The organism is Rheinheimera lutimaris (assembly GCF_013283795.1).
In the GTDB taxonomy this organism is placed as follows: Bacteria; Pseudomonadota; Gammaproteobacteria; order Enterobacterales; family Alteromonadaceae; genus Alishewanella; species Alishewanella lutimaris.
On the sequence record NZ_JABSOD010000013.1, the window covers coordinates 25023 to 51996 of the forward strand.

The window sequence follows — 26974 nt, forward strand, 5'->3', positions numbered from 1 at the left end:
CGGTAAATAAAAAAGTATAGGTTTAATTCAGCTTTATGCGCTTAGTACAGCCAGTTCGGCTGATACCAGTTCCAGTTGCTGCACGTCATACAGTTTATGCAACTGGCTGGTTAATAAATGAATGGGCTTATCACCACTAACAGTCAGCGTAATATTAAGGCTTTTGGCGTCGCTGCGCGGGGTCAGCTGTAAGCCGGCTAATTCATAGCCGCGATAGCGGGTAACCTGCAACAGGCGCTCAACAACGGCCGGGGTATTCGTCGCGGTGATATTCAGTACATGGTTCATGCTTTGGTCTCCGTGATCATCTCTTCATTGGCAGCACCCGGCGGCACTAACGGCCAGACGTTGTCTTTGTCATCAATACAAACATGCAGTAAATAAGGCCCGGGCCAGGTAAACATGGCTTCCAGCGCACTTTCTACTTCATCTTTGCGGGTTATACAGTGGCCCGGTATGGCAAAGGCGGCGGCCAGTGCAACAAAGTCCGGGTTGTCGGATAAATCGGTTTCGCTGTAGCGCTCGTTAAAAAAAAGCTGCTGCCACTGCTTTACCATGCCTAAGCGCTGGTTATCGACAATGACAATTTTCACCGGCAGCCGAAAGCGCTTAATGGTGGCCAGCTCCTGTACGTTCATCATAAAAGAGCCATCGCCGCTAACGGTGATTACCGTATCCTGCGGCCGGGCTAACTTAGCGCCTATCGCGGCCGGCAAACCAAAGCCCATGGTGCCCAAGCCGCCGCTGGATAAATGATTACGCGGGCTGCTAAAGCGCATATGTTGGGCTACCCACATCTGGTGCTGCCCCACATCGCAGCACACTACGCTGTTATCCGGCATGCGCTCGCTTAATTGTTTTAACATCAGCGGCGCATAAATGCGCTCGCCCGGGTGATCATAGCGCCAGCCATGTTGCTGTTTTAACTGCGCACAATGGCTAAGCCACTCAGTACAATCGGCGCCGGCCGATATTGCCGGTAATATTTGCTGCATATCGCCCAGTAGCGCAACATGGGCAAAGCGCACCTTGTTAATTTCGGCCGGGTCGATATCGACATGGATCACCTTAGCGTGTGGCGCGAATTTTTGCAGATTGCCGGTAACGCGGTCATCAAAGCGGGCGCCTAAACAAATTAATAAATCGCACTGCTGCACCGCTAAATTCGCAGCCTGGGTGCCGTGCATGCCCAGCATACCCAAATAGTGCGCGTTATCTTTGGCTACTGAGCCCATGCCTTTTAAGGTGGTAACCGACGGCATAGGGTTAGCGGCTAAAAACTGTTGCAGCTGTACCATGGCACCGGCCATATGCACGCCACCCCCGATATAAGCCATCGGCTTTTTTGCAGCCGCTATTAACGCGCGTGCCTTGCCGGCATTGGCCAGCGAGGTATAAATTGGTGCAGCTTTAGCGGCTGCTTCCGGCTCGCTGTGAAAAGCAATTTCGGCCAACTGCACATCCTTAGGGATATCCACCAGTACCGGGCCCGGCCGGCCACTTCTAGCAATAGCAAAAGCCTGGTGCAGGGTTGCGGCCAGCTCTTCGACACTGCGCACCATAAAGCTGTGCTTGGTTACTGCCAGGCTTAAACCTAATACATCTATTTCCTGAAACGCATCACTGCCCATCACGGCTTGTGATACCTGGCCGGTGATAGCCACTACCGGCACTGAGTCCAGCATGGCATCGGCCAATGAGGTGATTAAATTAGTCGCACCCGGGCCAGAGGTGGCCATGCACACGCCAACCTTGCCGGAGGCACGGGCATAGCCAATGGCCGAGAAGGCACCACCCTGCTCATGCCGGCACAGGTAGTGCTTCACGTCGCTTTGATACAGCGCATCGTAAATCGGCATAATAGCGCCACCGGGATAGCCGAAAATGGTATCGACCCCGTGTTGCTGCAGCACCTGTAGTACCAATTCTGCGCCTTTCATGTTTTGTCCTCTTGCCCTGATTAACTTTTCTAACGCCCTGAAACGACAAAACCCCCGGTCCTTGCGGAGCGGGGGTTTTGTTGGAATTCGCTTTTTACGCTACTTTTTTTCCAAAACACCGCCCCCGCGGAGATTAATAATCACCACGACCACGAGGACAATAATGTTCAGAACAGCAGCTAAACGCATAATATGATTCTTACTTATTTACTTGGTTAAAAACTATTTTAGTTATATAGCCTGCAAAGCAGACTGAATTGCTATTAGAAATAGCCGTCTATCAGTCTGAAGTCAACAGATTTTTCTGATTTGCTAAAAAATAGTCAGTTGGGAAGCGGCGGCACTGGTGTGAGAATCGGCTTACACTAAACCAACCGTTGCAGGCTTGGATGCTGACAAATTCGCCGGGAGCGAATTTGAACAGCGAAGCTGGTCCACCGGATAAACTTCATGGATGAAGTTTATAATCGAGCCTACAGGGACGTATTTACGGCGTGTTGGTGTGTGTAAACCGGTTCGATAGTTTGCACCTGAAGTGATAGGCAACGTACACTTAAGTTATTCATCAACNACCGGATAAACTTCATGGATGAAGTTTATAATCGAGCCTACAGGGACGTATTTACGGCGTGTTGGTGTGTGTAAACCGGTTCGATAGTTTGCACCTGAAGTGATAGGCAACGTACACTTAAGTTATTCATCAACCAGCGTGGTAGCAGCGTGGATCAGTTAGAGCTGTTTGAACTGCCTAATCCCTGTATCGGTGTTTGCCAAAGCAACAGCCGCGGCTACTGCATTGGTTGCCTGCGTTCGCGTGATGAGCGCTTTAACTGGCATGCTAAACCGGTAGAAGAGCGCGCACATATCTTAAAACTGCTAAGCCAGCGCCGCGCCAGATTAAACGCTAAAGCGAAAAAGGATAACGACTCACCAACCAGTGGTGAGTCGCTGGAGTTGTTTTAAGCCGCTTAAAACGTATCTAAGCTTTTTTAACCAAGCCAATTAAAAACAGCAGCACTACCGCACCGACGGTGGCAGTAATCAGCGAGCCAATCAAGCCATAGGATGCCAGACCAACAGCGCTAAATAAAAAGCCGCCGATAAAGGCACCGACAATGCCCACTACCATATTACCCAGCAAGCCAAAACCACGGCCTTTCATAATGGTACCGGCCAGCCAGCCGGCGATGGCGCCAATAATTAAAAACAGAATAAAGTTCATCGCAATTCCCCATATGTATTTGTCGTGTAACCTGAAATAGCAGGTTAGCTAAAGCCTGGCACTAACAAATTAAATTGCCAGTTAAGGCGTTGATATGCCGGGGTAAGGCTGCTGATATTGCATTAATACCTGTGGCAAGCGACTAAAAGTCGTGAAAGTTGCCTTTAACGCCACCTTGTCAGCAATAAAGTGCGGCAACTTGCCACCAGGATCGGCCTGCCCCTGATATTGGATCCGCAATACGCCACTTTCCTGCGGTGTCAAAGTCCACAACCCTTGCACGCTTTGCATCCGCACGTAGCCTTTTACCAGCGGATAATGCTGCCCTGCATCGCTCACCTGCATAGTCAGTACGCCGCTACCGGCATCTTGTTGCCAAACCGATTGCGTCACCATATCCCGCTTCGATACCGGCCAGATAGCGGTAAAATAAGTATGCACGATATGAGTGTTGGCATCCGGCTGGCCCAGCAGCTGCGCTTTTTCGGTATTTTCTGCCCATTTACTGATGTTGGCGGTGTCTTCAAGCAGATGCAGGAACGCTGCTGTTGTTGCATTAACCTCAGTTTGCGCTCTGACTTCCAGCAGTTTCTCTGTATTGTGACGATACTCAACGCTGGTTGTGCCAACGGTTTTATACTGTTGCCATTCGGCTGCATCAGCCGTTACTGCAACAGAAAAACACACCAGCCAACTCAGCAAAAAACGCATCGCTTTATCCTTTTAGCAATAACAGTTGTTCAGCACTCAATTCACGGTATTCGCCTTCAGCTAAATCGTCCGGCAATTGCAAGCCACCAATTTTCTCGCGGTGCAGCCGCTCAACCTTATTACCAATGGCGGCAAACATGCGTTTTACCTGGTGGTAACGGCCTTCATGGATAGTAAGCAGGGCTTCGTTGTCGCTAATGATTTCCAGCTCAGCCGGCAAGGTGGCGTTTTTTTCATTGCGCAGCATTACGCCCTCAGCAAATTGCGCGATGGCAGACTGTGGAATGGGATCGGCGGTCCAGACACGGTAGGTTTTGGCCACGTGATGCTTGGGGCTGCTGATACGGTGCGACCATTGGCCGTCATCGGTTATCAGCACTAAGCCGGTGGTATCTAAATCGAGCCGGCCAACGGTGTGCAGCCGTTCAATTAACGGCTCGTCCATTAAGGTAAATACCGTTGGGTGATCCGGGTCTTCAGTCGAACAGATATAGCCATCCGGCTTGTGCAGCATAAAATAGCGCAGGCCAATTAATTGCAGTTGTTCGCCGTCCAAACAGACCACATCGCTATCTTTTACCTGCAGCGCAGCCTGTTTTACCAGCTCGCCGTTAAGGGTTACCAATTTTTGCCGGATCACTTTGCCGGCCTGACTGCGGGTTAAGCCGGTGCAGTCACATATAAATTTATCTAAACGCATAAGTCATAAATCACTGGAAGGTATGGCGTTTAGTGTAACGAATTTTCTGCTGTTAGTCGTTAACTGCCGATACGATAAAGTTGGGGTTACGCAGGTTTTCGCGCTGGTATACCTTGTCGGCTATACCGTCGAAGCTGACACTGGCACCGGCTTCCAGCGCGATAATATGCCCGGCACCGGTGTCCCACTGCATAGTCGGGCCAAAACGAGGATACGCATCGGCGCTACCTTCGGCGACTAAGCAAAACTTTAATGAGCTGCCTACCGGCACCATTTCATGCTGCGGGAACTGAGCCAAGTAACCGGCCAGATCCGGGCTGGGGTGGCTGCGGCTGCCTACTACGCGAACGGTGTCGCCGACTTGGGCAACCTGAATGGCGCACGACTGGCTGTCGATTTTAACAAAGGCGCCCTCGCCTTTAGCGGCGTAGTAGGTTTTTGCTAAGACCGGCGCATGGATAACGCCCAGCACCGGCTCACCGTTATCAATCAGCGCGATATTAACGGTAAACTCACCGTTGCGTTTAATAAACTCTTTGGTGCCATCCAGCGGGTCTACCAGCCAGTAACGGCGCCAGTTTTGGCGGATGTCCCAGCTGATATCCGCGGCTTCTTCTGACAAAATCGGCAGCTCTGGCGTTAGTGCGGTTAACGCCTTAACAATTAACTGGTGCGCAGCTAAATCGGCTGCTGTCAGCGGTGAGTCATCGGCTTTGCCGGTAATATTAAACGCCGCGTTGTCTTGCTGATATACCGCCAGGATCGCCTGACCGGCTTGTTCTGCGATATCGATAATGGCCGGCAAATAATTCATGCGGATGTCCTTTTATTTGATGTTACACCGGCATCCCCGGCGCAGAAAGCTAACAGCTAAACGGGGCCTCTCCGGCAGGGATGCCGGAGAGGAGCCTATAGGGACATATTTACGGCGTCCCCGAGTGCTGTTAGCTGTCGAAGCTTCCAGCTCAGACGTAAACTCAGCGACAAGGCAATACTTTCTTCGCCGCCCTCAAGGAGCACATCCCTGTGCCCTCTCAGCCTGCGCGGCATCCCTGCCGCTGCTGCGAAAGCACACCTTGTCGCTACGTCCCGGCATCAGCTTATAATCTGTCTTTCCTTCAGTAATGCCAGCAACTGTTGCACGCTATCTTGCAGCGACGTCACGGAGGTGTCCAGCACCAAATCTGCGTGCTGTGGCGCTTCGTATGGATCAGAAATACCGGTAAAGTGGCTGATCTGGCCGGCGCGGGCTTTTTTATACAGGCCTTTCACATCGCGCTGCTCACACACTTCCAGTGGCGTGGCGATATGCACTTCAATAAATTTTCCCGGCGGAATAAAGCTTTTAACCAGCTCGCGCTGATTGCGGTACGGCGAAATAAAGGCGCTTAGTACCAGCAAACCGGCGTCTACCATTAAGCCTGCTACAGCGCCAACGCGGCGCAGGTTTTCGGTTCTGTCCTCTGCACTAAAGCCTAAATCGGCACATAAACCGTGGCGCACATTGTCACCATCCAGCAAATAGGTATGTTTGCCCTGCGCTGCCAACGCCTGCTCCAGCGCATTGGCCACGCTGGACTTGCCGGAGCCGGATAAACCGGTAAACCAGATCACCGCACTTTGATGACCGAATAAGGCCTGGCGCTGCGCCGCGTTTACATCATGCTGTTGCCATTTAATATCGTTATGGGTCATTGCTTGTCATCACTTAAAACGGATAAATCAACGGTAAAAATACCAGTACTACCAACGAATATACTACGGCCATCGGTACGCCGAGGCGAACATAATCACGCAACTGGTAATTGCCGGCCGAATACACCATCAGGTTAGTTTGATAACCAAACGGCGAGATAAAACTAGCCGAAGCACCAAAGGCCACCGCCATAAAAAACGGTACCGGATCAACACCAAGGTTTTGCGCTATGGTATAGGCAATAGGAAAGGTCAGGGCTGCGGCCGCATTATTGGTCACCAATTCAGTAAACAGCCAGGTAGCGACAAACACCGCGACCAGCGCGCCATAAGCACCGCTGCCATCAACCAGCACTAACAAAGCCGCAGCTATCTGGCCGGCCACCCCGGTTTGGATCATCAACTGGGCTAAACCGATAGCTGAGCCGACAATCAGCCACAGCTCCAGCGGAAAGCGGTTCTTAATTTCATTTACACTGACTGCGCCGCCGGCAACATAGGCCAGCAGCAGTACCGGCAGGCTTTTAATCAGCGGCAGGATGTCAGAAATAGAAAGCGCCAGCGCCGCGACAAAACCCAGTAATACCCAATGGCTGCGGGCTTTTGACAGCGGTGTGGCAATAGCTAAACCATTAACGTAAACAAACTCCTGGCTTAACTGATGCTGGCCGGGGAAGTGCTTACCTACCGATAAAATTAATACATCGCCGGCGTGCAGCACCAAATCGCCCAGGCCGCCCTGCAAACGTTCGTGGCCGCGGCGGACGGCAATAACCACCGCATCGTATTCATGGCGAAAGCGCAGCTGCTTTAAGCTTTTACCGACTAAACGCGAGCTGTAGCTGATAACCGCTTCGAGTAATTCACCTTGCTGCTGGTGTTGCTGCAACAGCTCTAAGCCGGGAAATTGTTGTAAGCGTGATACCGCGTCTAAATCACCGACAAAACGCAGTTCATCACCGGCGGCAATCACGGTTTCCGGCGTTACCGGACAAATATGCTCAGCGCCGCGCTGAATTTCAGCTAAAAACAGTGCCTGCAATTCACGCAACTGGTTTTGCTCTACCGTTTTACCAATTAACTGGCTGTCATCACGCACGTGAGCCGTTAAATAGTAAGGCGTGGCTTTGCTGTCATCATCGCGCTTGTCCGGCAACCAGCGGGCGCCGATAATCAGCACCACTATACCGGCACTGAGCACCAGCAGGCCCAATAGCGTAAAGTCAAAAAAGCCCAGCAAGGGCTCGCCACTTTGCTCAACAAAGCCATTCACAATAAGGTTGGTAGAGGTGCCGATTAAGGTCAGCATGCCGCCTAAAATGGCGCTGTACGACAATGGCAGCAGCAATTTAGACGCAGCAAAATGGTTATGATGCCTAAGCGACGACATCAACGTTGATACCACCGCGGTGTTATTGATAAAGGCCGACATCAGCGCACTGGATAAACTTAACCGGGCAATAACGCTGCTTAAACGCTTGCCGGCAAAACCGCGGCTTAGCCAACTGACTAACTGTGATTTTTCAATGCCGATGGATACCAGCAGCAGCAATAACAACGTAACCAGCGACGGATTGGCGAAGTTTTGCAGTGCACTTTCCAGCGGCAGCCAGCCGATAAGGTAGCTAAGCAATATGGCGCCACCAAACCACAGCGCCGGCGAGCGTTTGCTGAAAATCAGCCCCGCTACCAGCGCCAGTAGCAGGGCGATGACACCATACTGCTGATACGGCATTACTGCGCAGCCTTAACCATTTCGCTGTTAAACAGCTCGGCGTTAAACAGCTCGCGTACATCACGGGCGCCCCAATGCGGGAAGTGCTTGCGAATAAGTGCATTTAACTCCAGTTCGAAGGCACTGAAATCGCCGCTGGCGGCTTTCTCTTCTGCCAGCACATTCTGAATTAACCCAGCCGCAACAGTGGCATTGGTTAAGCGATCAATCAGAATAAAATTACCGGTGCCGGGCTGGGTACTGAAGGTATCCAGCGGCAAAGTCTCAGTCAGCTCCAGCTCTACCAGCGCGATATCGTTCATTGCTACCTGCTCTGCCGCCTCCTGCGCCAGCGTATTCACATTAACTTTATGGTTTAAACGGTTAATGCTGACACTGCTTTTGCGCGTCGCCAGTTTTAAATCGTACAAGCGGCCGGTCTCAAGCGGCTGATCGTTAAACCACACCACATACGCCAGCGCCCGGTTGCTCAGGCTTACCGTATCATCCGACGGCACTAACCAATCACCACGGCTGATATCAATTTCGTCGTTCAGCGTCAGCGTGACGGCTTCACCGGCGCCGGCCGATGGCCGCTCACCGGCAAAGCTGACAATTTGCTTAATGGTACTTTTTTTACCGGACGGCCAGGCGGTAACGGCCTGGCCGACCGCTAAACGGCCGCTAACCAGGGTGCCGGCAAAGCCACGAAAATCCAGATCCGGCCGGTTGACATATTGCACCGGAAAACGGCTGGCGGCGCCGCCACGTTGCGGTATTGGCAGGGTTTCCAGCCGCGGCAGCAAGGCAGTGCCGGTATACCATGGCATATTGGCCGACAAGGTTAAAATGTTCTCGCCCTTTAACGCACTCAGCGGTATCACATCTACCGTTGGCACCTGCAATTGCGCCATCAGTGCCTGTACGTCCTGCACTATAGCGTTATAAATGTGCTCGCTATAGTCGACAATATCCATCTTATTTACGGCAACAATTAAGTGCTTAATACCCAGCAAAGCACAGATAAAGCTGTGACGGCGGGTTTGGGTTTGCACGCCATAGCGGGCGTCAATCAACAGTATTGCCACATCTGAGGTAGAAGCGCCGGTGGCCATATTGCGGGTATATTGCTCATGGCCCGGTGTATCGGCCAGAATAAACTTACGTTCGGTGGTGGAGAAATAACGGTAAGCCACATCAATGGTAATACCTTGCTCACGCTCGGCCTGTAGGCCATCAACCAGCATCGCCAGCTCTAACTCACCTTCGCTGTTACGGCCTTTATGGTCGCGTTTCAACGCATCCAGCTGATCATCATACAGTTGTTGGCTATCGTGCAGCAGGCGGCCGATTAAGGTGCTTTTGCCATCATCAACGCTGCCGCAGGTTAATACCCGCAGCAGGCCTTTATCCTGATGCTGCTGTAAATAGCCACGAATACCCAGGTTGTTTAGCTGCTCGTTTAACGAGGTAACCGGCGTTAAATTTACTACAGACATCAGAAATACCCCTCGCGTTTTTTCAATTCCATACCGGATTGATCCTGGTCAATCACGCGGCCCTGCCGTTCTGACGTGCGGGCGCGCAGCATCTCTTCCACTATGCCTTCGAGCGTGTCAGCGCTGGATTCAATGGCGCCGGTCAGCGGATAACAACCCAGAGTGCGAAACCGCACTGACTTTAACTGTGGCGTTTCACCCGGCTCTAATGGCATACGCTCGTCGTCTACCATAATCAGCGTGCCATTGCGCTCTACTACCGGCCGTGGCTTGGCCAGATACAGCGGTACTATGTCGATGTTTTCCTGCAGGATATATAACCAGATATCCAGCTCAGTCCAGTTCGACAGCGGAAATACGCGGATACTTTCGCCTTCATTAATGGCACCGTTGTAGATATTCCACAGCTCCGGCCGCTGATTTTTCGGATCCCAGCGGTGGTGTTTATCACGAAACGAATACACCCGCTCTTTAGCGCGCGATTTTTCTTCATCGCGGCGTGCGCCGCCAAAGGCCGCATCAAAGCCGTACTTATTCAGTGCCTGTTTTAAACCCTGTGTTTTCATCACGTCGGTGTGTTTGGCACTGCCATGCACAAAGGGGTTAATATTCATCGCCAGGCCTTCCGGGTTTTTATGCACCAGCAGCTCAAAGTTGTACTCTTTCGCAAGACGGTCACGAAATTCGATCATTTCGCGAAATTTCCAGTTGGTATCAACATGCAACAGTGGAAACGGGATCTTACCCGGTGCAAAGGCTTTGCGGGCCAAATGCAGCAGTACCGATGAGTCTTTGCCGATTGAATACAGCATCACCGGCTTTTTAAATTCGGCCGCGACTTCGCGAAAGATATGGATACTCTCGGCTTCCAGTTGCTGTAAGTGCGACAAGGCACCTGCTAACTCAGACATTGCTTTTTCCTCAAGCCATTCGGGTCAGAGTCTGGCCAAATACCGCCGCTTGCGGCTTTTGACCAAACCAATGTAAATCTTGTTGTAGTGCCACCACTTCACCTATCACCAGCAACGCCGGCGAGCTAACCTGGTGTTGTGCCACCAAATCGGCCAGCTGTTGCAGCGTGCCGCTGACAATGCGTTGCTCTGGCCGGGTACCGTTTTCGATAATGGCAACTGGTGTGTCACCACTGCGCCCGGCTGCCAGCAACTGCTGCTGAATATGGCCGGCTTTTATCAGGCCCATGTAAATAACCAGCGTTTGCCTGGCTTTGCTCATGCTGTGCCAGTCCGGCTCGCTGCCATCGGGCCGGCAATGGCCAGTCACAAACTGCACACTTTGCGCATGGTCGCGATGCGTTAGCGGTATACCGGCGTACGCAGCACAACCGGCTGCGGCTGTCACCCCAGGCACCACCTGAAAGGCGATGTTATACGGCAACAGAGCCTGAATTTCTTCGCCACCGCGGCCGAAAATAAACGGGTCACCGCCTTTTAACCGGCAGACTTTCTTGCCTGCCAGGGCTAAATCGATCAGTAACTGGTTGGTATCCTGCTGCGGCACCGAGTGGTCGCCGGCTTTTTTACCGACGCAAATGCGTTCAGCATCACGGCGCACCAACTCCATGATTTGTGGCGAGACCAGATAGTCGTACACTACTACATCGGCTTGTTGCATTAATTGCAAGGCTTTTAGTGTAAGCAACTCCGGGTCACCCGGGCCTGCGCCCACCACATAGACTTCACCGGCTTGTTGCTGCGGCTGATCCAGCAATTGCAGCAAACGCTGCTCTGCCTGCGGCAGTTGATTCGCCTGCACATCGCGCACTACGTCTGAATCAAATACTTTTTCCCAAAACTGGCGCCGGGCAGCAAAACCACTGATTTTCGCCTTTACCTTGCTGCGAAAGCGGCCGACCAATTCGGCTAAGGGCCCCAAATGCTGCGGCAATAAGGTTTCGAGCTTTTCGCGCAAACGTCGTGCCAGCACCGGCGCGGTGCCAAAGCTGGAGATAGCAATTAAAATCGGGCTGCGATCGATTATTGACGGAAAAATAAAACCACATTTGGGTTGGTCGTCTACCGTGTTTACCAGCATATTGCGTGCTGTGGCCGCCTCATAAACTGCCGCGTTCACGTCATCGTTATCGGTGGCGGCAATGACCAGTAATTTACCATCAAGCAAATCGGGGGAAAAATAGCCGTTGATCAGCTCAGCCTGACCTTGCTGCTGCCATTGCACAAACTCAGCGGCAAACTCCGGCGCCACTACCGTTAATTTTGCGCCGGCGCTTAATAAGGTACCGGCTTTGCGCAGCGCCACCGAACCGCCGCCTACAATCAGCACCGGTTTATCGGTTAACTTTACAAATAAGGGTAAATACTGCACACCAGCTCCTGCGCTTTAACCATGCTCACTTAAAGTGAGTATACAGCGTGCAGAATAGCCGTCCGTATGGCTTTTATAAAATAGTTAATTACGCTCAGATATAACTAAAAGGAATTAATGCAGAGATCGTAATAAGTGGAATTGTAATAAACGAATAAGCTTCAGACATAAAAAAACGGCAACCGAAGTTGCCGTTAAAGCTACAGAGAGAGTGAAGCTAAACTGTTACGCCATTCACTTACTGGCGGATCATATAGTCAAAGGCGCCCAATGCGGCATTAGCACCCGAGCCCATGGCAATAATAATTTGCTTGTAGGGTGCTGTAGTGGCATCACCGGCAGCAAATACGCCAGGTATTGAGGTTTGGCCACGCTCATCAACGATAATTTCACCGCGGGGCGATAATTCCACTGCGCCGCGTAGCCATTCGGTATTCGGCACCAAGCCTATCTGCACAAAGATACCGGCCAGTTCAACATGATGTTTATCACCGGTTTTACGGTCAGTATAATTAATACCATTTACACGGCTGCCATCACCGGTCACTTCGGTCGACTGCGCTTCGGTGATAATAGTGATATTGCCCATAGAATTGGCTTTTTTCACCAGTACCGCATCGGCGCGCAGCTCGGCAGCAAATTCCAGCACGGTAACGTGCTCAACAATACCGGCCAAATCGATAGCCGCTTCGATGCCGGAATTACCGCCACCAATTACTGCCACCTTTTTACCTTTAAACAGCGGGCCGTCGCAGTGCGGGCAGTACGCCACACCCTTGCCGCGGTATTCCTGCTCGCCGGGTACGTTCATTTCTCTCCAGCGTGCGCCAGGGCTTAAAATCACGGTTTTACTGTTAAGTACGGCGCCGTTTTGCAGCTCCAGCTGTACTTTGCCGTCTTTACGCAGCGCCACAGCACGCTGGTTATTCATAATATCGACGTTATATTCACGCACATGCGCTTCTAAGCTGTTTACCAGTTTCGGCCCCTCGGTGTATTGCACCGAAATAAAGTTTTCAATGCCGACAGTATCCGCTACCTGGCCACCAAAGCGCTCGGCTACGATACCGGTGTTTAAACCTTTACGCGCAGCATAAATAGAGGCTGCGGCACCGGCCGGGCCACCACCGACTACCAGCACATCAAAGTCAGCTTTGTTTTTCAGCGCCTCGGCCTGGCGTTTTTCAGCATTTACATCCAGTTTCTGGATGATTTTTTCCAGCGTAATGGCGCCCTGGGAGAACAGCTCGCCGTTTAAGTAAACTGATGGTACGGCCATAATATTTTTATCGGCCACTTCCTGCTGGAACATAGCACCGTCGATCATAACGTTGGTAATGCCAGGGTTAATGGCCGACATGATATTCAGCGCCTGTACTACTTCCGGACAGGTTTGGCAGCTTAACGACACATAGGTTTCAAAGGCGAAGCTACCTTGTAACTGGCGGATTTGCTCTATGGTGTCAGCTTCAACCTTGATTGGGTGGCCACCACTGTGCAACAGCGCCAGTACCAGTGAGGTAAATTCGTGGCCCAGCGGCACACCGGCAAAGGTAATATGGGTGTCATTAGCCACTGACCGCACCAGCATCGCTGGTTTGCGGCTCAGGGCGTTGTCATCGCGGCGCAATGACACTAAATCAGACAGTTCGGCAATGTCGCTTGCCAGGGCGTTTACTTCAGCAGCTTTGGCGCTATCGTCTAAAGATACCACCAGTTCAACCTGCGTTTTCAGGTTCTGCAGATAGGTTTTTAATTGTTGCTTCAGGTTAGTATCTAACATAATGGCTCCGGTTATACTCTTCGTCTTTCAAAATGCGCGGGTGTTGGCTGCGTTCATGAACTGGAACGCCAGCTCGGCCCAATCACTTAGTTCAGCTAAGCTCAAGGGGATTCACGGCCTTGCCGCCTACGCGCATCTTGAAATCCATTGGTTATAGATAATTCAGATAGTGCGAAAAAAAGTCAGCCGCTAAGGTCGGGCTGGTGTAATACCAGCCCGTGCAAACAAGTGTGTTGGCAGTGGGGAAGCTGGAAACAGCTTCTTAAAAGAGGAGCTGTTTGCCGCTTCCGGCACTGCAGTTGCCTGCAGTTTGTAGCAAAGTTAGATTTTACCAACCAGGTCCAGTGAAGGAGCCAGAGTGGCTTCGCCCGGAGTCCACTTAGCCGGACATACTTCGCCGTCGTGGTTAGCTACATACTGTGCAGCCTGTACTTTGCGGAACAGTTCTGCTGCAGAGCGGCCGATACCCAGGTCATGAATTTCAGCTACTTTGATTTCGCCTTCAGGGTTAATCACGAAAGTACCGCGCAGTGCCAAACCATCTTCTTCAATCATTACGCCGAAGTTACGTGTGATGGTACCTGTTGGGTCGCCAATCATCGGGTAGTTGATTTTCTTGATGGTTTCAGACGCATCGTGCCAGGCTTTGTGCGTGAAGTGAGTGTCAGTAGATACTGAGTATACTTCAACACCAATTTCCTGGAACTTAGCATAGAAATCAGCCAGGTCACCTAATTCAGTTGGACATACAAATGTGAAGTCCGCCGGGTAGAAACATACAACAGCCCATTTACCCAGAATATCCTGCTCAGTTACCGGTACAAATTTACCCTGATGGAAAGCAGTAGCTTTAAACGGCTTAATTTTAGTATTGATAATAGAAGACATAGTCTTGCTCCTTTAGGTTAGTTCATAGGTTATGTTTCAACTGCAGCCAGTGTAACGCGCCGCAATCAATTATCAAAACGAATAAAACAAATTACTCTAATCGTTTTAATTGATTTAAATAATATCTATTTACCCGCCTGTCTGCGCTATCGGTAACCGTAGAGCAGATGGGGGCAAGCTGGCAGTTTCTCAACCTACGGACATTATAATACTCTGCAGGCCTTCCTTTACATGATAATGCGACTGTTGTTGCCACTAGTGTTTTCGGTATACTGCGGTGCATAATTTAGTATTGTACTGAAACAGATGAAGATACTCGGCTACGGCATTTATCAGGATCACGCGCTCGGCGGCGACATTCTGCTCGCTAAAGGGCTACGCAGCAACGGCTGTACCGTCGACACTTACGATTTTAAACAACAGGTAAAGCAGCACGGTCAGGTTGCGGCGGATAATGCCTTGCTTAGCATAGCCGGCAATTACGATCTATTGTTAATCGGTAAAGGCGAAAGGTTAAACCCAAAGCTGGCTGAGAGGCTTGCCGCGCAACGGCCTTTGGCGCTGTGGTATGGTGATATTCGTAACGAAGTGCCGGGCTACTTGACGGCTATATTGCCCTTTGTCGATTATTTTTTTATGACCTCGGGCGGCGAAACGTTAAAGCAGTATCATCGTCTTGGTGTTAAGAACGTATCAGCCTATCTGTTTAACCCGTTTGACCCTGACCTTATTAGCTCTGATGCTGTGACAGAAAAATCTCTCGACGTGCTTTTTACCGGCACCGGATACCGGTTCGCGGGGGACGAGCGTAAGGCCAGCCTGGATTATTTAAAACAACGCTCAGATGTTACTTTTTTTGGTGGCGCAGAAAAATTTACCGCGGCAAAGTTCTCTTTGTGGCAAAAATTAAAGAAAGAACTTTCGCGCTTGAATAAGCGCCGCAAAGTGCGCGGTGAAGACTATTTCGATGTTATTCAAAGAGCCAAAATAGGTATTGGCGTTAATGCCGTGCACCATATAAATAAATACACCAGCGACCGTCTTACGCACTACACCGGCTTTGGCACCTTTTTCCTCGCTCATGAGTTTGATGGTTTACGGGAGCTTTTCACCGCAGACGAAGTGGTGTCGTTTAACACAATTGAACAACTGGACTCATTAATAACGCACTACCTGCACAACCCTGCCGAGCGCGAAGCTATTGCAAAAAATGCACAGCAAAAAGTACTACAGCATTACAACTGCCAAAATATTACCGGCATGATGTTAGATATTATGAACCGCGGCAGCAGTGACCGTTTCCCCTGGATAGATATAGTTAGCTAAACACCAATACTGCATATTTGAAGCCGGTGATGGCTAAATGCCATCACCGTCCATATGCAGGCCGCACTCGCGGCCAAAACCGTTAAAACGGGTGTCTTCTTCGCTCATACCCAGCTCCAGTTTACGGGTAGAATGAGTATCGCCAACTGAAACATAGCCTTGCTCCCATAACGGGTGATAGCTTAAGCCGTGTTCTTTTAAGTAATAAAACACGTCTTTATTGCTCCAGTCGATAATCGGCTGAATTTTTACCACGCCACGGCTGATCTCAACAATGGCCTTATCGGCGCGGCTGCTGCTTTGGCTGCGACGCAGGCCGGTAAACCAGCTGCCTACATTCAGTTCCTGCAAGGCGCGCTGCATCGGCTCAACTTTATTTAGCTGGTTATACTGCTTAATGCCTTCAGCACTTTGCCACAGTTGGCCAAAACGGGCTTCCTGCCAGGCCGGGCTTAACTGTGCGCGGTATACCTGCAAATTCAGCTGTAATTGCGTGGTTAACTGATCAATAAACTGATAGGTTTCCGGGAACAAATAGCCGGTGTCGGTTAACACCACAGGAATATCCGCTTGTTGCTGCGTAACCAAATGCAGCATCACCGCCGCCTGAATACCAAAGCTGGAGCTTAGCATCGGACTTTGCGGCAGGTTATCCAGCGCCCAACGCACCCGCTCTGCTGCGCTTAGCGGCGTAAGCAGGTGGTTGATTTCAGCCAGCCAGGCGTGCTGCGTTGCAGCATCCTGCTGCAAAATAGCGCGGTAATCAGTCTGTTGCGACTTAGCTATGGAAGTCATCTTTTGGCACCACTACCGGTGCTATCACACCGGCCCTAATCACAAAATCACCAAAGCCTTCACTGCTGTTACTACGCTCTGTAGCCCAGCGGCCAATTAAGCCGTCCAGCGTGGCCAGAATATCGGCTTCAGCAACGTTATCCAGCAGCAGGCGCGGAACACGGGTGCCTTCGCGGTTACCGCCCAAATACAGGTTATATTTACCCGGGCCACGGCCTACCAGGCCCACTTCAGCCAGCATGGCACGGCCACAGCCATTCGGGCAGCCGGTAACGCGCAGCACGATATGTTCGTCGGCAATGTTATGTTTGCCCAGTAAGGCTTCGACCTTAGTTACTAATTCCGGCAAATAGCGCTCGGCTTCGGCCATCGCCAACGGGCAGGTGGGAAACGATACACAGGCCATCGAATTTTTACGCTGTTCGCTGTGGCCATCATCAATTAAGCCATGCGCACGGGCAATGGCATCAATTTCGGCCTTTTGCGCCGCTGGTACGCCGGCAATAATCAGGTTTTGGTTGGCGGTCATGCGCAAATCGCCCTGATGAATAGCGGCAATTTTCGCCAAACCGGTTTTCAACGGTTTGCCGGGGAAGTCCAGCACCCGGCCATTTTCAATAAACAGCGTTAAGTGCTGCTTGCCGTCGATACCCTCTACCCAGCCGATACGATCGCCGCGGCTGGTAAAGCTGTAGGGTACCACTGGCGCAAAAGCCACACCGGTGCGAGCTTCTACTTCAGCGCGAAACGCGTCCAGGCCAATGCGGTCGATAGTGTATTTGGTTTTGGCATTTTTGCGGTTTGAGCGGTTGCCGTAATCTCGCTGCACCGTTACCACATGCTCAGCCACTTTTAACGTGTGCTCCAGCGCGACATAGCCCAAATCGTCCGCCATGCGCGGGTAAGTGGCGTCATCGCCAAAGGTCATGGCTAAACCGCCGCCTACCAGTACGTTAAAACCGACCAACTGGCCGTTTTCAGCTACAGCAACAAAGGTTAAATCGTTGGCGTGGACATCAATATCGTTGTGCGGCGGAATAACTACCGCGGTTTTAAATTTACGCGGCAGATAGTTGTCGCCGAGGATCGGTTCGACTTCGGTGGTTTCAACTTTTTCTTCATCCAGCCAGATCTCAGCATAGGCGCGGGTTTTCGGCAGTAAATGCTCGCTGATTTTCGCCGCCCATTGATACGCCTGCTGGTGCAGCTCTGACTCTACCGGGTTAGAAGTGCACAGCACATTGCGGTTAACGTCGCCTGCGGTGGCGATAGAATCAATGCCAATGCTGTTTAAAAACTGGTGCATCGGCTTAATATGCGGTTTTAACACACCGTGAAACTGAAAGGTTTGTCGCGTGGTTAAGCGGATACTGCCGTACATAGTGTTGTCGGCAGCAAATTTATCAATGGCTAACCACTGCTGCGGCGTAATAATACCGCCCGGCATCCGGGCTCGCAGCATCACATTGTGCAGCGGCTCAAGTTTTTGCGCCGTACGTTCAGCGCGAATATCGCGGTCGTCCTGCTGATACATGCCGTGAAAGCGGATCAGCATAAAGTTATCACCGTTAAAACCGCCGGTGATCTCATCTTTCAGATCGCGCTCAATAGTACCGCGCAAATGCTCGCTTTCAGCCTTTAAACGCTCGTTATCAGATAGTGCACCCGGTGCCACTAAATCTGGATTAATTGGATACTGGCTCATTAATACACGTCCTTCTGATAACGTTTTGCCACACGTAATTCGTCTAAGTAAGCTTGCGCTTGTTCCGCGGTTTTGCCGCCATATTGTTGCACTATATCCAGTAAAGCCTGTTGCACATCTTTGGCCATACGGTTGGCGTCACCACAAATATACAAGTGGGCGCCTTGCTCCAGCCATTGCCATACTTCGCTGCCATATTGGCGTAGCTTGTCCTGTACATACACTTTAGCTGCCTGATCGCGGCTAAAGGCGACATCAAGCTTAGTTAACAGGCCGCGCTTAAGGTAATTTTGCAACTCCAGCTGGTATAAAAAGTCTTGGGTAAAATGCGGATTACCGAAAAACAGCCAGTTTTTCCCCGCGGCGCCGTTGGCATCGCGCTGTTGTAAAAAGGCGCGAAACGGCGCTATACCGGTGCCCGGGCCAATCATAATCACCGGCGTGTCATCGTTAGCCGGTAAACGGAAATTGTTATTCTGCTCAACAAATACCTTTACCTTATCGCCCTCATTTAGACGCTCGGCTAAAAAGCCGGAGGCACCGCCCAAATGCGGCTGGCCGTAAGCATCGTAACGCACCACGCCAACGGTTAGATGCACTTCGTCTTCTACCTCGGCCTGGGCGGAGGCAATAGAGTATAACCGTGGTTGCTGCTTACGCAGGGCATCCACTAACTGCTGTGCACTGAGTAACCCCGGGTAATCACGCACAATATCAATAATCTGCCGCTCATTAATGTAAGCACGCAGCGCGGCTTTATCGGCTGCCAGCGCGATTAAGGCCGCATTGTTGGTAGCGGCCGCGTATTTCTCGACAAAGGCCGGATACGACTGTGTCAGTTCCAGTTGCTCTGTCAGCGCCAGCTCTACAGTAAGGCTGTCGTTGCCAAGTGTCACCGGGGTATCGCGGGCTATCGCCGTTAATAACAACAGCTCGCGCACCAGTGCCGGATCGTTAAGGAAATACACGCCCAGCGCATCGCCCGGCTGGTAAGTTAAACCGCTGGCGGCTAATGAAATTTCAATATGGCGCACATCTTTAGTGGAATCGCGGCCGGTAATTTTCTGGTTGGTGTACAGCTCGGCGGCGAACGGCTTTTGCTTGCTGTACTGGCTTACCGCACCTGCCGTAGCATCACTACCCGGCGAATCCACGCGGGGCCAGGCAATAACCTGGGCCGAAGGACCGGCAGCAGCGGTTAATTCCGGCTCCAGCTTGCCAACCAGTTCATTGTTCCAGCTGTCGGCTTGTGCCTGATAATCGACATCTAAATCGAGGCGCGACAACACGGAAGTCGCGCCCAGCTCCGTTAAACGCTGATCAAAGTCTTGCGCAGTTTTACAGAAAAACTCATAGCTGGTGTCACCCAGGCCCAACACCGCATATTTTAACCCCGGCAACTTAGGCGCTTTTTTGCTGAATAAAAAGCTATGCAGGCCAATGGCGTTTTCCGGCGGTTCGCCCTCACCATAGGTCGAGGTAACAATAACCAGATACTGCTCATTCTTCAGCTGAGTGGTTTTATATTCGGCCATATCAACAACATTGGCTACGATGCCTTTAGCCTTTGCTTGTTTGGCTAAAGCTTCGGCAACATGGCGTGCATTGCCGGTTTGCGAGCCGAATAAAATGGTCAGGCTGGCGCTGGCAGCAGCCTGTGCAGTTGTTGGCTGCCCGGGCAGTTGTCCGGAGAGTTGCCCGGCAAGCTGGGCACTGGCCGCCAGATAACCGCTAACCCAGGCCTGCTGAATAGGGTTTAGCTGGCTGACTAAACCCTGCAACTGGCTTACCTGCTGCTCGGATAACGGACTGGCCTGCGCCACTAACGAAGATAAAAGCATAAAACACCCTGCACACGATAATTGCAGCCATTTTAGCCGTCTATATGTATACCGGTAAAAGAATGGATCTCTCTTCTTTATTCCAATAAGTAATTAAAAACCGACAACCGAGCCAGACCATAGCATTGATAAACAGACCAAAAAGTAGCGAAAACCACTAAAAACGGGAAAATCTTTTGTTCCAGCATTTAAACTTATTTATAAATAACATCGACTTAAATATTGGCATTAACTTTGTAACAGCTATAGCGTAATCAACAGCGGCTCAAGGCCAGAAGGATAACCAAAATGAAAAACTTACTTATCGCCGGCGGTTTTATCTTAACCAGCATCAGCACTGCCGTTATGGCGCATGACGACACCAGCTGTAATGTCAATTTTGATAAAGATTTGTCTATCAACAGCCAACTGGTCAGCATGAAAGATGCCGGCACTGAACTTTGGCGTATTAACAATAACGGCCAGTTGTGGCTGGATGGCAAAGCCATAACCACCGACAGCAATACCCAGGCGTTGCTGCGCGAGTATCAGGCCGGTATCCGCACACAAACATTAGAAACCGTTGCGCTGGTAGAAGATGCGCTGGTGTTGGCAGCAGATGCCGTTAATTCGGTTATCACCGAACTGACCGGTGATTCACTGCAAGATCATCCTTCTCTGCAAACCGCGCTGGATAAAATTAAAGCCAGCACCGACAGCATAGTGGTGCGCAGCGGCGATAGCATTGACATTTACGGCAGCCGTTTTGACAGCTTAGATGACGCCTTTGGGCCCGGGTTTGAACAAGCCATTGAAGAAGCCGTTACCAGCTCTATCGGCAGCATTATGATGCTGGTAGGTAAAGCTATGACCAGCGGTGAGGGCAATTTCGAGCAGCGTATGCAAGCTTTCGGCGAGCGCATGGAACGCTTCGGTGAAGATTTAGAAGCGCGGATGGAAACTAAGTCTGCCGCACTGGAGCAACGCGGCGAAGCAATGTGTAGCCATCTGCAGCAACTGGACACGCTTGAAAACCAAATTCAGCAAGCGGTACCGCAAATGCAGCAATATGATCTGATTGATGTAAACAGCAGCAATAAAACGGCGTTTTACCTATACAACTAACGCCGGCATTTATCTGCTAAAAAGATTTCGTGTACCATCCCAACCACGACTTTGGCGCGCTGCTCTCATCCTGACAGCGCGTCTTTTTTGTTTTTATTGGGTTAACTGCGGTTACTGCTGGCCCGGCTTAGCCGGTCATTTACGGCACGCCACTCATCTGTATCAGGCGGCAGCTCGCACCAAATAGCGCTTACCGGTAATTTATCAGCGGCAAACAAGCTTTGATAAAGCACCCTGGCAAACGCGGTTGCCGGGGTTGGCATTTTTAATTTTGTCACCTTAGCGCTGTCGACGGCGTCACTGTAGTGTAACAGCGCTATAGGTTGCTGCTGCTGTGGCAAATGCAATAACAATTCCTCATGGCTAAAACACAGCAGCGGCTTTTCCGGCTGATAGTGCGCACTAACATTGCCTGGTACCGCGACATTATGCTGCCGTGGCTGGGCTACCGGCCTACCCAGTACAGCTTCTATCTGCGCCGCACTGATGGGGCCAGCACGCACTATGGTAGGTATGGTTTGGGTTAAATCTATAATGGTCGACTCGACACCGAACCAGCAGTCACCACCATCCAGTACTGCGCTGATCTTCCCTTGCATCCCAACCATTACATGCTCTGCAGAGGTTGGGCTGAGTTTTTTATATAAGTTGGCGGAGGGTGCGGCCACAGCCAGCTGCTGTTGTTGCAGTATATTAAGCAGCACCGGATGTGCCGGCATACGCAGTCCCACAGTATTTAAGCCGCCAGTAACGGTAGGGCTAACATGCGCGGCTTTGTGCAGTAATAACGTCAGTGGCCCTGGCCAGAATGCCTCTGCCAGCGCATACGCGGCAGTACTGACTTTAACTGCCCAATCGTTGACCGCCGTTTTGGCATGCAAATGTACAATTAACGGGTGATTTGCCGGGCGGCCTTTGGCAGAAAAAATGGCACTGACAGCATCAGGGTTGGTGGCATCCGCCGCCAGGCCATAAACCGTTTCTGTTGGCACAGCCACCAGTTGGCCTTGTTTTAGCAAGTCGCCACACAGCGCCACATCATTAGCATTATCTGCCTGTAACAATACCGTTTTCATGGGTTACACTCCTGGCAATATTGTGGGTCGGCATAGTGCTGCGCTACGCGCTGTGCTACACGGTGCTGACAACGTTGACAGCACGCCTGTTTTTCTAAGGTTGATCCGGTGGCGCTACCACAGGCTTGACAAGGTAAGCCCGGCACAGTTTTATCCGGCCAGAAGCCCGGGGTATCGCACGCCGGACAAAGACTATTTAAGCGCAGTAGCAAATCTTCGGCGGCACTAATAATGTGGCGTTGCCGCTCGGGACTTAAATGCGCGCGTAAATCATAACGAAGACTAACGGCACCGTTTGCCAACAGGGGCAGTGCAGTTTGCTTAGCCTCTGTACTGCTCAGGCCTTTAACAATAACGCTGCCTTGTTGCAGTAACAAAAACTGCCCCGCGCTCACCTTTTCCAGTGCTTGCTGTAATTGCGCTGGCGTGCTGATGTGCCACTGCTGCGCCAGCGATGGCCCGTAAAAGCGGCCGGTCACTGCCCAGCCTGCCGCCACATTAACGCAGCACAGCAGTTCAAGGTTAAAAGTGCCCAAACCGTATGGCCCGGGCGAAAAGCTGCCTTCGCTGCCAATACCGATGTCAGCACCGGACAGCTCAGCAGCTATCGCCGCTTTACGCAAGGCGCATTCATAGGGTGACATAAACCTTGCCCGCTCACCGGAAAAGCTGCCCAGCGCATCGGTATCAAAGCTGCTTAGTTCACTAAGCTGCCAACCAAGGCGATGCAGTACCGGAGCTATCAGCCGGGCTTTATCATGCTGAGTTAGTATCGCCGCCTGCAACTTCATAAGGTTACCGGCTGCCAGCTCTGTTGTTGCCACTGGTGTACACTGCCATCGTCGGCCAGCTGATACAAATACAGCCAGTGATTATTCACCAGCGCAGCGACATCGGCTGAGCGGTTAATTACGCCGGTAATGGCCTCACGCGGTGCGGCAATAACCACACTTAACCGCACCGGCTGATGCACTAATTTTTTACCGTCGTGCACCGACTGCCAGGCCAGCCCGGTACGTAAATCGCCGCCATTGCCTTCAAATACGCCGATATGGCCCGCCACCACATTGTGCAGCAGTTTATTGCCGCTACCGTATTTGTCCGGTGCCACTACAGAGGCGTAGTACTGCAGGTTAATCCAGTTAGTTACTACCATTGGCGCGGTCATAATAGTATGCAACAAGCTGAAATCAGTATCCTTAGCGGCATCATAGTCGTGCAAGAATGCCCGGCCGTTTAAATCCAGTGCTTTGGTCAGTTGGCGCGGCGCCACAATAAAGGCGGCATTATTCGCCAGGCCCCATTCCGGCCGCAGTTGTGCCCAGTCGGTACTGCGCAGCTTAAAAAAGCGCGCTAGTGCGCTATCGGTTTGGGCGGTCTGGCCAAATTGTACGGCCCGCTGCTGGCGTGCCTGAGTGCCCGCGGCGGTTAACCAGCTTAGCCAACCGGCTTGCTCCGGCGCTTGATAAACCTGCAGCTCATCTGTGGTAGTATGATGCATGCCGGCATAAAACCGCGTATCCGGCGTTATAGTGATGCCATGATTTGCACTCAGTTGCTGCCTGACGGCGTCATCGTTCAGCATTTGCGCCAACACCTTTACATTTACCTCACCGGTTTGGCCGCCACAGGCGCCACAATCCAGTGCCGCAGCATGCGGGTTATTACAGCTGTTGCTGCCATGACCAAACAACAGCACCACCGGCGCCAAATGCGTGGTTAAGCCCATTGCGGTCAGTATCGCCGAGGCTAACGCGGCTTGTTCAGCGTCAGTCAGCGCTTGCTTATCGTGAAGCAGCTGCCAGCGGCTATCATCCAGCAGTTTATTTAGTGCATGTGGCGCCGCCGGGCGGAAAAACGCCCGCTTAAGCAGGCTTAGCAGTTTTGTCGGGCCGGCCGCTTCTACCATGCCTAAACCGGACGACGCCAGATCGAAGCTTTGCTTCCAGCCAAGATCAGGTTGGCGCGATAACGGCGCGCTGTCTGGCTTTATTTGCGTCACGGTGAGTGCCGGCGCCAGCAAGCCGGGGAGCTGCGGCCTCTGCACTGCACTGTCGGCAGCTTTGTAGGCGATAGGTAAACCAAAGAAGCCGGCAAAACCCAGTGTTTGAATATTGCTGTGTTGCTGCTCCAGTGCGCGGCGCATCGGCTCTGAGCGCACATCAATACAAAACGCGGCTTGCAGCAGAGGACGGGCCGGCGACGTAGCACTGAGCTTACGCTGTTGTTGTTGCAGTTGGTTTAACAGCGGCTGCCGGACACTTAACTCCAATGCGCGTTGCCATGCCTGGCGCACACTCTGCAAAGCCTGAGTATGCAGCAACATCGCCTTATACTGCCTGGCTTGCAGTTGCAATGCCGGTAATAACGCACTGTGTTTCGCATTTTGCTGCTGACTGTGTTGCCACAACACCCAATCCCAACCCAGCAGCATATATAACAGCTGACATACCGCATCATTAGCGCTGTTGCCTTGCAACTGTTGTTGCCAATCCAGCCAGGCCTGCCAGCCGGCCCAGCCGGACAAACTTTGCAGTAACGCTTCAAAATAGGCCAGCCGGCTTTGTTCATCGGCGCACCAGCTATCCAGCCAGGGCTGCATTTGCGCCAGTAGTTGGCCGGGTTCATCCGGCAGCGCAACAAACAGCGGCGTTAATTTAGTTCCGGTCAGCACCTGTAACCCTTTGTCCTGCCGTACCACACTAAGCCAGCTATGATAAGCATGATCCTTGCTGTCGGCATCGACACTGAAACGCTCCGGATACTGGTGATACAACGCCAGAAACTGACTAAGTTGCTGCACAATAAGCTGCTGCCACGGCAATTTATGCGACTGGGTTTCGCCTGACAAGTGCCCGGTTAAGCGCTGCCAGTGGCCAGCTGTAACCGGCTTAGACAAGGCCGCAACAGCCTCATCGACGCTGATGGCAAGTTGTGCTTCGTCTAATGCCTGCCGCAAATGCAGCGGCGTGATCTGGTGTGGGTATTGTGCCTGGTACCACTGCGCACTCATCAGGCAGTCAGTGCCGGCTAATAACTGTTGCTCTGCGCATACGGCAGCAAAAGAAAGCCGGCGCTTTGGCCACCAGGGATTCACGGCGATAAGCTGATCCAATGGCCATTGCGGTGCGATCTGGCTGGCGGCGCGGTTAATCAGTGCCATCATATTGTCGTCAGACATCGGTATACTGCTGGTTACTGCGCTCATTTTAACTCCTGCAAGGCTGCCAATTTCTGCTCTTCAGCCAGCTGTCTGCTGCTGTAAGGCCATATTTTTAACGTAATGCGGGTCGCCCATTCATCCAGATAACCGCCGGCATTCAACCAGATAAAGACCTTATTCATGGTTTTATGGTGGCTTTGATAGCGCAACAGCAGCGCGACGATAAATAAACCGGCAAAGGCAACACTGCTTAGCAGATCGGCGGCCAGTGAGATGCTATGCGGCGTCGGCATAACCGGCTGCAACAGGGTTTTCAGGCTGAAATACAGCGCCAGCAAGCCAATGGCGTAACCCAGCGCCAGCAACAGCCGTGGTATGCGCCGCTTATCGGCTGTCATTAACGCAGGAGCCAACAGCACTGTTATCGCCAGTAGCAGCAGTACCGCACTGCTTAAACTGGAAAACGCTAACAGCTGCTGTGTCAGCCCCAGCAAGCCGGCCGCCAGTAACAGCGACAGCAGCCAATGCCGGGCACGCGGCTGGGTTTGCCCGGCCAGTTGCGCAGCCAGGTAGTGATTCACTGCATTGCCGCTGTGCAAAAAGGCGTAAGCTTTGTAGCAGGAGTGTGCCAACAGGTGCAGCAGCGCCAGGGTGTACAAACCAAGGGCAATTTCTACCAGCATCAGGCCCATTTGCGCTACGGTAGACCAGGCCAGCCGCACTTTAATACTGATGCGGGTACCCATAATCAAGGCAGCTAATACCGTGCTAACCAAGGCCGCAACCAGCAGCAGGGCGCTGGCGATAGTGCTGTAGTCCAGCAGTGGTGCAAACAACAGCAATAAAATGCCGCCTAAGTTAATAATGCCGGCGTGTAGTAAGGCTGATACCGGGGTGGGCGCTTCCACCACCTGGATCAGCCAGCCATGCAGCGGCAACTGGGCACACTTAAGCAGGGCCACCAGCACCAGCAGTACCGCAGCACTGTGCAGCATCGGGTTGGCCGCGTCTGCTGAACTCAGCAGCAGGTTTATCTGGCTGATACTGGCAGTATCAAATTGCAGATACAGCAGCGCAAAAGCCAGCGCCAGCAGCGTTTCACTCAAACGGGCGCTGAGGGCTTTTTTATGCGCCGCCAACTGCGCCCTTGGCCGCTCAGGGTAAAACAGCAATAATTGCTGCAGTGCCAGGCTAATACCGACCCAACCCAGCCAAAACAACAGCAAATGGTTACTCAGCAGCGTAAACAGCACCGCCGCCAGCGTGGCGGCCAGGGCGCGCATAAAACGCGGCTTATCAACTTCGCCGGCTAACGCAGTCGCGCTATAGCGCCAGATCACCAACGCTAATAACGCCACCAGCACCAGCAACACCAGCTTAAAAGAGTTAATAGAGAACAACATTTGCATATGCGCACCCAGAGCGAGAATAAACTGGCGCTATTGTGCGCAGCGCACTAGTATAAGTAA

Annotated in this window: 23 protein-coding genes; 3 read left to right on the forward strand and 20 right to left on the reverse strand. The window is 51.9% G+C overall.

Annotation, left to right across the window (positions count from 1 at the left end):
- Positions 1 to 33 precede the first annotated feature (33 nt).
- On the reverse strand, positions 34 to 288 hold the full coding sequence (gene ilvM / locus HRH59_RS13085) for an acetolactate synthase 2 small subunit (protein ID WP_173501722.1): 255 nt from the start codon (positions 286 to 288) through the stop codon (positions 34 to 36).
- Positions 285 to 1940 carry an acetolactate synthase 2 catalytic subunit gene (ilvG, locus tag HRH59_RS13090; RefSeq protein WP_173501723.1) on the reverse strand — a complete coding sequence of 552 codons (1656 nt, stop codon included), beginning with the start codon at positions 1938 to 1940 and terminating at the stop codon, positions 285 to 287. The genes ilvM and ilvG overlap by 4 nt, the downstream gene beginning before the upstream one ends.
- A 720-nt stretch (positions 1941 to 2660) precedes the next feature.
- Between ilvG and HRH59_RS13095 the strand changes: the two genes are divergently transcribed.
- Positions 2661 to 2903: a DUF1289 domain-containing protein gene (locus tag HRH59_RS13095; RefSeq protein ID WP_173501724.1), complete on the forward strand. Its 243-nt coding sequence runs from the start codon at positions 2661 to 2663 to the stop codon at positions 2901 to 2903.
- A gap of 16 nt (positions 2904 to 2919) precedes the next feature.
- On the opposite strand, the gene HRH59_RS13100 is transcribed toward HRH59_RS13095, so the two are convergent.
- From HRH59_RS13100 to ahpC, 11 genes are all read right to left on the reverse strand, one after another.
- Complete coding sequence (locus tag HRH59_RS13100) at positions 2920 to 3162, reverse strand: GlsB/YeaQ/YmgE family stress response membrane protein (RefSeq protein ID WP_173501725.1); 243 nt, start codon at positions 3160 to 3162, stop codon at positions 2920 to 2922.
- An 81-nt stretch (positions 3163 to 3243) separates the two neighbouring features.
- Positions 3244 to 3873 carry an START domain-containing protein gene (locus tag HRH59_RS13105; protein ID WP_173501726.1) on the reverse strand — a complete coding sequence of 210 codons (630 nt, stop codon included), beginning with the start codon at positions 3871 to 3873 and terminating at the stop codon, positions 3244 to 3246.
- Between the two features lie 4 nt (positions 3874 to 3877).
- Positions 3878 to 4573 carry a 16S rRNA pseudouridine(516) synthase RsuA gene (gene rsuA / locus HRH59_RS13110; RefSeq protein ID WP_173501727.1) on the reverse strand — a complete coding sequence of 232 codons (696 nt, stop codon included), beginning with the start codon at positions 4571 to 4573 and terminating at the stop codon, positions 3878 to 3880.
- Between the two features lie 52 nt (positions 4574 to 4625).
- Complete coding sequence (cysQ, locus tag HRH59_RS13115) at positions 4626 to 5387, reverse strand: 3'(2'),5'-bisphosphate nucleotidase CysQ (protein ID WP_173501728.1); 762 nt, start codon at positions 5385 to 5387, stop codon at positions 4626 to 4628.
- A gap of 281 nt (positions 5388 to 5668) precedes the next feature.
- Positions 5669 to 6268, reverse strand: a complete 600-nt coding sequence (cysC, locus tag HRH59_RS13120; protein ID WP_173501729.1) for an adenylyl-sulfate kinase — start codon at positions 6266 to 6268, stop codon at positions 5669 to 5671.
- Between the two features lie 13 nt (positions 6269 to 6281).
- Positions 6282 to 8003 carry an SLC13 family permease gene (locus tag HRH59_RS13125; RefSeq protein WP_173501730.1) on the reverse strand — a complete coding sequence of 574 codons (1722 nt, stop codon included), beginning with the start codon at positions 8001 to 8003 and terminating at the stop codon, positions 6282 to 6284.
- Positions 8003 to 9481 carry a sulfate adenylyltransferase subunit CysN gene (gene cysN / locus HRH59_RS13130; RefSeq protein WP_173501731.1) on the reverse strand — a complete coding sequence of 493 codons (1479 nt, stop codon included), beginning with the start codon at positions 9479 to 9481 and terminating at the stop codon, positions 8003 to 8005. Before cysN ends, HRH59_RS13125 begins: the two co-directional genes overlap by 1 nt.
- Positions 9481 to 10392, reverse strand: a complete 912-nt coding sequence (gene cysD, locus HRH59_RS13135) for a sulfate adenylyltransferase subunit CysD (protein ID WP_173501732.1) — start codon at positions 10390 to 10392, stop codon at positions 9481 to 9483. The genes cysN and cysD overlap by 1 nt, the downstream gene beginning before the upstream one ends.
- A gap of 10 nt (positions 10393 to 10402) precedes the next feature.
- The gene (gene cysG / locus HRH59_RS13140) at positions 10403 to 11824 is read right to left on the reverse strand and encodes a siroheme synthase CysG (protein ID WP_173501733.1); all 1422 of its coding nucleotides are present in this window, start codon (positions 11822 to 11824) and stop codon (positions 10403 to 10405) included.
- Positions 11825 to 12062: 238 nt separating this feature from the next.
- The gene (gene ahpF, locus HRH59_RS13145; RefSeq protein ID WP_173501734.1) at positions 12063 to 13607 is read right to left on the reverse strand and encodes an alkyl hydroperoxide reductase subunit F; all 1545 of its coding nucleotides are present in this window, start codon (positions 13605 to 13607) and stop codon (positions 12063 to 12065) included.
- A gap of 321 nt (positions 13608 to 13928) precedes the next feature.
- Positions 13929 to 14495 carry an alkyl hydroperoxide reductase subunit C gene (ahpC, locus tag HRH59_RS13150; protein WP_173501735.1) on the reverse strand — a complete coding sequence of 189 codons (567 nt, stop codon included), beginning with the start codon at positions 14493 to 14495 and terminating at the stop codon, positions 13929 to 13931.
- 306 nt (positions 14496 to 14801) lie between these two features.
- Between ahpC and HRH59_RS13155 the strand changes: the two genes are divergently transcribed.
- Complete coding sequence (locus tag HRH59_RS13155; RefSeq protein ID WP_173501736.1) at positions 14802 to 15821, forward strand: glycosyltransferase family protein; 1020 nt, start codon at positions 14802 to 14804, stop codon at positions 15819 to 15821.
- A 33-nt stretch (positions 15822 to 15854) separates the two neighbouring features.
- Here the strand turns inward: HRH59_RS13155 and HRH59_RS13160 are convergent, their stop codons facing one another.
- The 3 genes from HRH59_RS13160 to HRH59_RS13170 are packed head-to-tail and all read right to left on the reverse strand — an operon-like array spanning position 15855 to position 20162.
- Positions 15855 to 16616, reverse strand: a complete 762-nt coding sequence (locus HRH59_RS13160; RefSeq protein WP_173501737.1) for a phosphoadenylyl-sulfate reductase — start codon at positions 16614 to 16616, stop codon at positions 15855 to 15857.
- Entirely contained in the window at positions 16600 to 18321 is a 1722-nt protein-coding gene (cysI, locus tag HRH59_RS13165) for an assimilatory sulfite reductase (NADPH) hemoprotein subunit (protein ID WP_173501738.1), read from the reverse strand. The genes HRH59_RS13160 and cysI overlap by 17 nt, the downstream gene beginning before the upstream one ends.
- Positions 18321 to 20162 (reverse strand): assimilatory sulfite reductase (NADPH) flavoprotein subunit, encoded by a 1842-nt coding sequence (locus HRH59_RS13170; RefSeq protein ID WP_173501739.1) that lies wholly within the window; start codon positions 20160 to 20162, stop codon positions 18321 to 18323. The genes cysI and HRH59_RS13170 overlap by 1 nt, the downstream gene beginning before the upstream one ends.
- A 288-nt stretch (positions 20163 to 20450) precedes the next feature.
- Here HRH59_RS13170 and HRH59_RS13175 point away from each other — a divergent pair, with 288 nt between their 5' ends.
- Positions 20451 to 21266, forward strand: a complete 816-nt coding sequence (locus tag HRH59_RS13175) for a YggN family protein (RefSeq protein ID WP_173501740.1) — start codon at positions 20451 to 20453, stop codon at positions 21264 to 21266.
- A gap of 101 nt (positions 21267 to 21367) precedes the next feature.
- Here HRH59_RS13175 and HRH59_RS13180 read toward each other — a convergent pair whose 3' ends face one another.
- Genes HRH59_RS13180 through HRH59_RS13195 form a run of 4 tightly spaced genes read right to left on the reverse strand, consistent with a single transcriptional unit; the run spans position 21368 to position 26914 of the window.
- Positions 21368 to 22342 carry an L-threonylcarbamoyladenylate synthase gene (locus HRH59_RS13180; RefSeq protein ID WP_173501741.1) on the reverse strand — a complete coding sequence of 325 codons (975 nt, stop codon included), beginning with the start codon at positions 22340 to 22342 and terminating at the stop codon, positions 21368 to 21370.
- Entirely contained in the window at positions 22339 to 23133 is a 795-nt protein-coding gene (locus HRH59_RS13185; RefSeq protein ID WP_173501742.1) for a DUF6671 family protein, read from the reverse strand. The genes HRH59_RS13180 and HRH59_RS13185 overlap by 4 nt, the downstream gene beginning before the upstream one ends.
- Positions 23130 to 25550 carry a DUF2309 domain-containing protein gene (locus HRH59_RS13190; protein ID WP_173501743.1) on the reverse strand — a complete coding sequence of 807 codons (2421 nt, stop codon included), beginning with the start codon at positions 25548 to 25550 and terminating at the stop codon, positions 23130 to 23132. Before HRH59_RS13190 ends, HRH59_RS13185 begins: the two co-directional genes overlap by 4 nt.
- Positions 25547 to 26914, reverse strand: a complete 1368-nt coding sequence (locus tag HRH59_RS13195) for an NADH-quinone oxidoreductase subunit L (RefSeq protein ID WP_231702499.1) — start codon at positions 26912 to 26914, stop codon at positions 25547 to 25549. Before HRH59_RS13195 ends, HRH59_RS13190 begins: the two co-directional genes overlap by 4 nt.
- Positions 26915 to 26974: the final 60 nt, after the last annotated feature.